The sequence below is a fragment of the Streptomyces sp. NPDC044106 genome (genome assembly GCF_056433985.1).
Genome location: NZ_JBWKFZ010000007.1, coordinates 167945 through 178189, shown reverse-complemented (window position 1 = coordinate 178189; position 10245 = coordinate 167945). Strand labels below are relative to the sequence as shown.

The 10245-nt window shown below is 75.5% G+C and carries 1 protein-coding gene; it reads left to right on the top strand.

The genetic code is table 11. The features are described 5' to 3' along the window. The first annotated feature begins 36 nt into the window (after positions 1-36). A complete protein-coding gene (locus AC07DI_RS14540) occupies positions 37-10239 on the top strand; it encodes an SDR family NAD(P)-dependent oxidoreductase (protein WP_478904667.1) in 10203 nt (3400 codons plus the stop codon). Positions 10240-10245 lie beyond the last annotated feature (6 nt).

The following is a 10245-nucleotide window of genomic DNA, read 5'->3' as shown; positions in this document are numbered from 1 at the left end:
GGCCACGCCGTCCCGACGCACCCACGGAGGGGCCCGGTGAGCGAACAGAACGAGCAGAAGCTGCGCGACTACCTCAACCGCGTCACCATCGACCTGCGCGACACCCGCAGGCGGCTGCGCGAGGCCGAGGCCCGCGGCCGTGAGCCGATCGCCGTGGTGTCGATGAGCTGCCGCTTCCCCGGCGGCGTCCGTACCCCCGAGGAGCTGTGGGAGCTCCTGGCCGCGGGCCGGGACACCGTCACCGGCGTGCCCGGCGACCGCGGCTGGGACACCGCCCGGCTCACCGCGGGCGGGGTGCCCTGCCAGGGCGCGTTCCTCGACGGCGCCGCCGACTTCGACGCCGAGTTCTTCGCCGTGTCGCCGCACGAGGCCGTCGCGATGGACCCGCAGCAGCGGCTGCTGCTCCAGGCCGCGTGGGAAGCCGTCGAGCGCGCGGGCATCGACCCGGCGTCGCTGCGCGCCACCCGCACCGGCGTGTTCGCCGCCGCCATCGACCAGGGCTACGCCCAGCTCGGCACCGGCGCCCCCGAGATCGTCCAGGGCTTCCTGATGACCGGCAACTCGATGAGCGTCATGTCCGGCCGCGTCGCCTACACCCTCGGCCTTGAAGGACCCGCGGTCACCGTCGACACCGCCTGCTCGGCCTCGCTCGTCGCCCTGCACCAGGCGGCGCGGGCGCTGCGCGCCGATGAGTGCTCGCTCGCGCTCGCGGGCGGCGTGACCGTGATGTCGCGGCCGTCGGTGTTCACCGAGTTCAGCCGCCAGGGAGCCATGGCCGCCGACGGCCGCTGCAAGCCGTTCTCGGCCGCCGCCGACGGCACCGGCTGGGGCGAGGGCGTCGGCATGCTCCTCCTGGAGCGCCTGTCGGACGCCCGCCGCAACGGCCACCCCGTCCTCGCCGTGCTGCGCGGCTCCGCCGTCAACCAGGACGGCGCCAGCAACGGCCTCACCGCGCCGAACGGCCCCAGCCAGCAGCGCGTCATCCACGACGCCCTCGCCGACGCGGGCCTGTCCGCCGCCGACATCGACGCCGTCGAGGCGCACGGCACCGGAACGACCCTCGGTGACCCCATCGAGGCCGACGCGCTGCTCGCCACCTACGGCCGGGACCGCCGCGGCGAACACCCCCTGTGGCTCGGCTCGTTGAAGTCCAACATCGGTCACACCCAGGCCGCCGCCGGGGTCGCGGGCGTCATCAGGACGGTCCTCGCGCTGCGCCACGGGGTGTTGCCCGCCACCCTCCACATCACCGAGCCGACCCCGCATGTGGACTGGAGCGGGGGCACCGTCGCGCTCCTGACCGAGGCCAGGCAGTGGCCCGGGACCGGCGGTCCGCGCCGCGCGGGCGTCTCCTCCTTCGGCATGAGCGGCACCAACGCCCACGTCATCCTGGAGCAGGCCCCGGAACCCGAGCCGGTGCAGCGGCCCACGGGCACCGCGCCGGACGCCGTGCCGTGCCTGCTCTCCGGGCGCACCGCGGCTGCCCTGCGCGACCAGGCCGTACGCCTCAGGGCGCGCCTCGCCGCGGACCCGGATGCGCGCCCCGCCGACATCGGCTACTCACTCGCCACCACGCGCACCGCGTTCGCGCACCGCGCCGCCGTGACGGCCGCCGACCGCGATGAACTCCTCGCCTCGCTCCATGAGCTGGCCCGCGGCCCGGAGAGCGCCGCCGGCGCCGTCACCGGCCTCGCGGAGCCCGGGGCGGGCCGGGTCGTCATGGTCTTCCCGGGGCAGGGTGCGCAGTGGCCCGGCATGGGCCGCGAACTCCTGGACACCGCACCGGAGTTCGCCCGCTCCATGGCCGCCTGCGAGGACGCGCTGTCCCCCTTCGTGGACTGGTCGCTGCACGACGCCGTACGCGGCGATCCCGGCGCGGCGCCGCTGGAGCGGGTCGACGTGGTGCAGCCCGCGCTGTTCGCCGTGATGGTGTCGCTGGCCGCCCTGTGGCGGTCCTGGGGCGTCGAACCGGACGCCATGGTGGGCCACTCGCAGGGGGAGATCGCCGCGGCGGTGGTCGCCGGGGCGCTGTCCCTGGCGGACGGGGCGAAGGTCGTCGCCCTGCGCAGCCGGGCCATCGCCGCGCTCGCGGGCGACGGCGGCATGGTCTCGCTCGCTGTGTCACGTGAGCGGGCCGAGGACATGATCGCCCCCTGGGCCGAGCGGCTGTCGGTCGCGGCGGTCAACGGCCCGGCGTCCGTCGTCGTGTCCGGTGACGCGGCGGCCCTCGCCGAGCTGACCGGGCAGTGCGCGGTGCGCGGCGTACGGGCGCGTACGATCCCCGTCGACTACGCCTCGCACTCCGCGCACGTCGAGGGCATCGAGGAAGACATCCTCACGGCCCTCTCCGACATCACTCCGGCCGCCTCACGCACCCCACTCCTCTCCACCGTCACGGGGGAGCGGCTGGACACGACAGCCATGGACGCCGGGTACTGGTACCGGAACCTGCGCCACACCGTGCGCTTCGACACCGCAGTCCGCGCACTCGCCGAGCAGGGGCACGGCGTCTTCCTCGAAGTCTCCCCGCACCCGGTCCTCACGGTGCCGGTCCAGGACACCGTCGAGTCGGCGGGCGTCCCCGACGCCGTCGTCACCGGCACCCTGCGCCGCGACGAGGGCGGCATCCGCCGCGCCCTGACGTCCGCGACCGAACTGTGGGCGCGCGGCGTGCCGGTCAACTGGCGGAAGGTGTACGAGGGTTGGGGCGCGCGCCGAGTCGACCTGCCCACGTACCCGTTCCAGCAGCGCCGCCACTGGCTGACGCCTGTCGCGCCGTCACCCGTCGAGCGTGAGTCCCTCGACTCCTCCGCCTCCTCCGCCTCCTCCGCCTCCTCCGCCTCCACCGCCGCCTGGCGCTACCGCGTGGACTGGCACCCCGTCCCCGACCCGGCGGCACCCGCGCTCACGGGCACGTGGCTGGTCCTGGTACCGGAAGGCCACGAGGAGAGCGAGACGGTACGGGGGGCCGTGCGGGCGCTTCGGGTGCATGGGGCCGAGGTGGTCACGGTGGGGAGTGGGGTGGCGGAAGGGGCGTGCCGCGCCCGTCTCGCCGCTGCCGTCAGCACCGCCACCGGTGGCCGCCCCCTCGCCGGGGTTCTCTCCCTTCTCGGTCTCGCGGATCACCCGCACGCACAACACCCGGGCCTGCCCACCGGTACGGCTCTGACCCTCGCGCTCGTGCAGGCGCTCGGTGACCTCGGCGTCACCGCGCCCCTCTGGTGCGCCACCCGTGGCGCCGTCTCCACGGGCGCGGGCGATCCGCTCACCGCGCCCGCGCAGGCGCAGGTGTGGGGCACCGGGATGGTCGCCGCCCTGGAACACCCGCGGCGCTGGGGCGGGTTGATCGACCTGCCGGACACGGCCGACGCCCGCGCCGGGGAACGGCTCTGCGCCGCGCTCGGGGGCCTGGACGGCGAGGACCAGCTCGCGGTGCGCCCCACCGGCCTCTACGCCCGCCGTCTCGTCCGCGCCCCCCGCCCCGTTCGCCCCGCGCGTGTCTGGAAGCCCCGAGGCACCGTCCTGCTCACCGGCGGCACTGGAACCCTGGGCCCGCACCTGGCGCGCTGGCTGTCCCGCCGCGGCGCCACCCACCTGGTCCTGCCCGGGCGGCGCGGGGAAGACGTGCCCGGAGCGGGCGCACTCCGTGCGGAGCTGGCCGAGTACGGCGCGACGCTCGCGCTGCCCGCCTGCGACCTGGCCGACCGCGACCAGGTCGAACGCCTCCTCGCCGGGCTCGAAGCGGACGGCGCACCCGTCACCGCGGTCGTGCACGCCGCCGCGCACATCGCGCTCGCCCCGCTCGACACCATCCCCGTGACGGCGTACGAGCGTGTCGTCGCCGCCAAGGCGGCGGGCGCGGCGCATCTCGACGCCCTGCTCGACCGCGAGCTCGACGCGTTCGTGATGTTCTCCTCGATCGCCGGCGTCTGGGGAAGCGGTGACCACGGCGCGTACTCCGCGGCCAACGCCCACCTCGACGCCCTCGCCCAGTACCGGCGCGGTCGCGGCCTGAGCGCGACCACCGTCGACTGGGGCATCTGGCGGGCGGCGCCCCCGGCCGGTGCGGACGGCGCGCCGTCCACCGACGTCGCCGATGCCGATGCCGATCTCTTCAACCTCGAAGAGCACGGCCTGCCCCGGATCGACGCCGAGCGGGCGCTCGCCGCGCTCCAGCAGATCCTCGACGACGACGAGACGCTCGTGACCGTCGCCGACGTCGACTGGGAGCAGTTCGCCCCGGTCTTCACCACCGGCCGCCCCAGTCCGCTCCTGAGCACCGTCCCCGAAGCGCGCCGCGCTCTGGAGGGGCACGGCGAGGATGACGTCCCGGCCGCATCCAACCTGCGAAGGCGGCTCACCGCGCTGCGGCAGCCCGTCGAACGGGACCGGCTGCTGCTCGACCTCGTCCGCGGCCACGCCGCCGCCGTCCTCGGCCACGACCGTGCCGACGCCGTACCGCCCACCAGGGCGTTCCAGGAGCTCGGCTTCGCCTCCCTCACCGCCGTCGAACTCCGCAACCGCCTCAACAAGGCGACCGGCCTGCGGCTGCCGTCGACCCTCGTCTTCGACCACCCGTCGGCCGCCGCGCTCGCCACGCACCTGAAGTCCTGCCTGCTCGGGGCGGATGAGACGGCGGAGGCAGCGGGGGTGGCGGCGGTGGCGGCCCCCCGTTCCGAAGCGGCCGACGAACCGATCGCCGTCGTCTCCATGGGCTGCCGCCTCCCCGGCGGTGTCGCCTCGCCCGAGGAACTCTGGCGACTGCTCTCAGAGCGGGGCGACGCCGTCACCGGATTCCCGGCCGGGCGCGGCTGGGACATCGACGCGCTCTACGACCCGGATCCCGAGAACCCGGGCACCTCGACCACCCGGCACGGCGGATTCCTGCACGACGCCGCCGACTTCGACGCGGCCTTCTTCGGCATCTCACCCCGCGAAGCCCTCGCCATGGACCCGCAGCAGCGGCTCCTCCTGGAGATCTCCTGGGAAGCCCTGGAACGCGCGGGCCTGGACCCGGAGGCGCTGCGCGGCAGCCGTACGGGCGTCTTCACCGGCGTCAACTACAGCGACTACGGGGCCGCGGTGGCCCGCTCCGCACAGGGCGAGGGCCATCTGCTGACCGGCAGCGCCCCCAGCGTCGTCTCCGGGCGCGTCGCCTACACCCTGGGTCTGGAGGGACCCGCGGTCACCGTCGACACCGCCTGCTCCTCCTCCCTGGTCGCCCTGCACCTGGCCGCCCGCGCGCTGCGCGCCGGGGACTGCTCGCTGGCCCTGGTCGGCGGCGTCGCGGTGATGGCGACACCCGGCGCCCTCATCAGCTTCTCGCGGCAGCGCGGCCTCGCGGCCGACGGCCGGTGCAAGGCGTTCTCCGACGACGCCGACGGCATGGGCATGGCCGAGGGAGCCGGGGTGCTGCTCGTCGAGCGGCTGAGCGAGGCCCGCCGCAACGGCCACCCCGTCCTCGCCGTCCTGCGCGGCTCCGCCGTCAACCAGGACGGCGCGAGCAACGGTCTCTCGGCCCCCAACGGCCCCAGCCAGCAGCGCGTCATCCGCGCCGCCCTCGCCGACGCGGGACTGACCGGCGCGGACGTCGACGTGGTGGAGGCGCACGGCACCGGCACCACCCTGGGTGACCCCATCGAGGCCCAGGCGCTCCTCGCCACGTACGGCCAGGACCGGCCTGCGGGGCGGCCCCTCCTGATCGGCTCCCTCAAGTCCAACATCGGCCACACCCAAGCTCTTTCGGGCGTCGCGGGCGTCATGAAGACGGTCCTTGCCCTGCGCCGTGCCACCGTCCCGGCAACGCTCCACGCCGAGCGGCCCACCACCCACGTGGACTGGACGGCGGGCGACGTCGCCCTCGTGACCGAGGCCGAGCAGTGGCCCGACACGGGCAGGCCGCGTCGCGCGGGCGTCTCCTCCTTCGGGCTCAGCGGCACCAACGCCCACGTCGTCCTGGAGGAGGCCCCCGAGCCCGCCGAGCCCGCCGAGCCCCACTCCCGACCCGACGGGCCCGAGCGCGCCCGCACCATTCCGGTCGTCCCCTGGTGCCTCTCGGCCCGCTCCGCCGACGCCCTGCGCGACCAGGCCGAGCGCCTGCTCCGCCGACTGACCCGGACGGACCCGGCCGACGCGGCCGACGCGGCGGACGTCGCCCTCTCCCTCGCGGGACGCACCGCCTTCCCGCACCGCGCCCTCCTCGTCGGCGGCCGGGACCGCCTCCTTCCGGCCCTGAAGGAGTGGGTGGAGGGCGGGGACCCCACGGTGAGCGGTGTCGCCGATCACGAGTCCCGCACCGTCCTGATGTTCCCGGGACAGGGCTCGCAGTGGACCGGCATGGCCCGACAACTCCTGAACGAGAGCCCCGAGTTCGCCGACAGCATGGACGCCTGTGCACAGGCGCTCGCCCCGCACGTCGACTGGTCGCTGCTCGACGTCGTGCGCGACGGCAGCGGCCTGGACCGCGTCGACGTGGTGCAGCCGGTCCTCTTCGCCGTGATGGTGTCCCTCGCGCGGCTGTGGCGTGCGTACGGTGTCGTCCCGGACGCCGTCGTCGGGCACTCCCAGGGTGAGATCGCCGCGGCCGTGGTGGCCGGCGCGCTGACGCTGGAGGACGGGGCGAAGGTCGTCGCCCTGCGCAGCCGCGCGCTCGCCCGGCTCGCCGGACGCGGTGGAATGGTGTCGCTCGCGCTGCCCTCGCGCCGGGCCGCCGAGCGGATCGCGGCCTGGGAGGGACGGCTGTCGGTGGCGGCGGTCAACGGCCCCTCGTCGGTGGTGGTCTCCGGTGACGTGGACGCGCTGGAGCAACTCGTGGAGGCGTGCGCGGCCGACGGCGTACGCGCACGGCGCGTCGACGTCGACTACGCGTCCCACTCGGCCCACATGGAAGCCCTCGAAGCCGAACTGGCCACCGCCCTCAAGGGCATCGAGCCCACTGCGCCCGACATCCCGCTGTACTCCACCGTGACCGACGGCTGGCTGGACACGGCGACGATGGACGCCCGCTACTGGTACACCAACCTCCGCCGCACCGTGGGCTTCGAGTCCGCCGTGCGCGCCCTCGCCGCGGCGGGCCACCGTACGTACATCGAGGTGAGCCCGCACCCGGTCCTCACCCCGGCCGTGGAGGAGACCCTGGAGTCGGCGGGCGCCGACGACGCGGCCGTGCTCGGCACCCTGCGGCGCGACGAGGGCGGCATGGAGCGGGTGCTCCGCTCCCTCGGCGCCGCCTGGGCGCACGGCGCTCCCGTCGACTGGACACCGCTCTTCGCGGACACCGCCGCCCACCGCGTCGACCTGCCCACGTACGCCTTCCAGCACCGCCCCTACTGGGCCGTGCCGGGCCCCGACGCCGGCGCCGACGTCACGGCGGCGGGTCTCGGTGCGACCGGACACCCGCTCCTGGGCGCGGCCGTCGAACTCGCCGACACCGGCGAGACGCTGCTCAGCGGGCGGCTCTCGGTGCGCACCCACCCCTGGCTCGCGGACCACGCCGTATCGGATGTCGTGCTGCTGCCCGGCGCCGCGTTCGTGGACCTCGCCGTCCGCGCCGGGGACGAGGCAGGATGCCCCGCCCTGGAGGAACTGACCCTTCAAGCCCCCCTGTTGCTCCCCGCGAGCGGCGGCGTACAGCTACAGGTGCGGGTCGGCGCCCCGGACGGCACCGGCCGCCGCACGGTGGACGTACACGCCCGGCCGGACGCCGCGGCCGACGCGCCGTGGACCCCGCACGCCACCGGGTTCCTGGCCGAAGCGGCCGAGGCGGCCGAGGCGGGGCCACCGGTGGACGGGACGGGCCGTCCACCGGCCGGGGCCGAGACCGTCGACGTCGACGACCTCTACGAGCGCTTCGCCGCGGCTGGATACGGCTACGGCCCCGCCTTCCAGGGGCTCCGCGCCGCGTGGCGCCACGGGGACGACCTGTACACCGAGGTACGCCTGGGCGAGGACCAGCAGGCGGCGGCCACCGCCTTCGGCATCCACCCCGCACTGCTCGACGCGGCGCTCCAAGGACTGTGGCTGGCACCCGGTGGCAGCGGGGGCGTGGACCTCGCACCGGGCACCGCACGGCTGCCGTTCGCGTGGACCGGTGTGACCCTGCACGCCTCCGGAGCCACCGCGCTGCGCGTCCGCCTCTCCCCGGACACCGAGGGGACCGTGTCCCTCACCGCGCACGACCTCTCCGGCCGCCCGGTGATCACGGTGGCCGGGCTGGCCGTCCGCCCGGTCGACGTCGAAGCCCTGCGCACCACCAAGGCCTCGCCGACGGACGACTCCCTGTACCGCCTGGAATGGACACCCCTCCCCACTCCGGCCACCGACCGCACCCCGCCCACCTCATGGGCCGCCCTCGGCTCCGGCGCGCCGCCGCTCGACACCTACCCCGACCTCGCCGCCCTCGTCGCGGCCGTCGACCGCGGGGCACCCCTGCCGGACGTGCTCCTCGTGCCGTGCCCCGTGCCCGGCGGGGGCGGTGGGACTGCTGGGGACGGCGGGTCTGCTGAGGACGATGGGGAAGACGCGTCCGCCGTACGGGCCGTCGTCGGCGCCACCCTCGCGCTCCTGAAGGCATGGCTCGCCGACGACCGGTTCGCCGATACCCGCCTGGTGTTCCTCACTCGTGGTGCCGTCCGCACGAGGCCTGACGACTTCCTGAGCGATCCCGCCGCCGCGGCGGCCCGGGGCCTGGTGCGCTCGGCCCAGGCCGAGCACCCCGACCGGTTCGTCCTCGTCGACGCGCCGGACCGGGAGGACTTGCTCGCCCTGTTGCCGGGCGCCCTGGACCTCGGCGAGCCCCAACTAGCCGTACGTGAAGGGCAAATGCTCGCCGCGCGCCTCGCCCCCGTACCGCCGCCGGGACCGGCCGATGAACGATCCGCGCCGCTGGACCCCGAAGGCACCGTCCTCGTCACCGGCGCGGGCGGTGTGCTCGGCGGGCTCGTCGCCCGGCACCTCGCGGCCCGGCACGGTGTGAAACACCTTCTCCTGGCCGGGCGGCGCGGAGCCGACACGCCCGGGGCCGCCGCGCTCCTCGCCGACCTGCAAAGGCTTGGCTGCGAAGCGGAGTTCGCGGCGTGTGACGTCGCCGATCGGGCCGCCGTCGCGGAGCTGCTCGCGAAGGTGCCGGTCCAGCATCCCCTGACGGGTGTCGTGCATGCCGCCGGTGCCCTCGACGACGGCGTGGTCACTTCGCTCACACCCGAACGTCTCGACCGCGTCCTGCGGCCCAAGGTCGACGCGGCCCTCGCCCTGCACGAGGCGACCCGCGAGCTGCCCCTGTCCGCGTTCGTCCTCTTCTCCTCCGCGGCGGGCGTCATCGGTAACGCCGGCCAGGCCAACTACGCGGCCGCCAACGCCTACCTGGACGCCCTGGCCCAACGCCGCGACGCGGATGGGCTGCCCAGCCAGTCCCTCGCCTGGGGGCTGTGGGAACAGCGCAGTGAGATGACCGGCACGCTGGAGGGCACCGGACTGCGGCGAATGGCCCGCGGCGGTGTCGCCGCACTCTCCGACGCCCAGGGCCTCGCGCTGTTCGACGCCGCGCTGCGCCTCGACGACACCCTGCTCGTGCCCGTACGCCTCGACACCGCCCGACTGCGGGCGGGCGCCACGCGCGGCTCCGTGCCGCCGCTGCTGCGGGGTCTGGTGCGCGGTGCCAGGCCCACCGCGGCGAGGGCCGACGCGGCGCAAGTGGCTACGCTGCGCGACCAGTTGGCGTCCCTGGGCGGTGAGGAGCGCCGGGAGCGGGTCGAGGAGCTGGTACGGGCCCGCGTCGCCGACGTCCTCGGGCACGAAGGCCCCGAAGCGATCGACCCGGAGCAGGCGTTCAAGGACCTCGGCTTCGACTCCCTGACCGCCGTCGACCTCCGCAACCGCCTGAACGCGGCCACCGGCCTGCGCCTGCCAGCCACCCTCGTCTTCGACCACCCCACCCCGGCAGCCGCCGCCGCGTACGTGACCGCCCGCCTCGCCCCGCCCGCCGAACCAGCCGCCCCCGTCGAACCGGCCGCCCACGCCGACGCGGACGGCGACCGGGAACTGCGACGGCGGATCGCCGCAGTCCCGGTGACACGGCTGCGCGAGGCCGGACTCCTGGAAGCGGTACTCCGCCTCACCGAGGCCGACAGCGAGGCACCCGACAGCGGCGGCACGGGCCCCGTGGACGACACCGACGCGATCAAGGAGATGGAAGTGGACGCACTCGTGCGCATGGCGCTGGGCGGCGGCGAGCGTGCCTGACCCGGC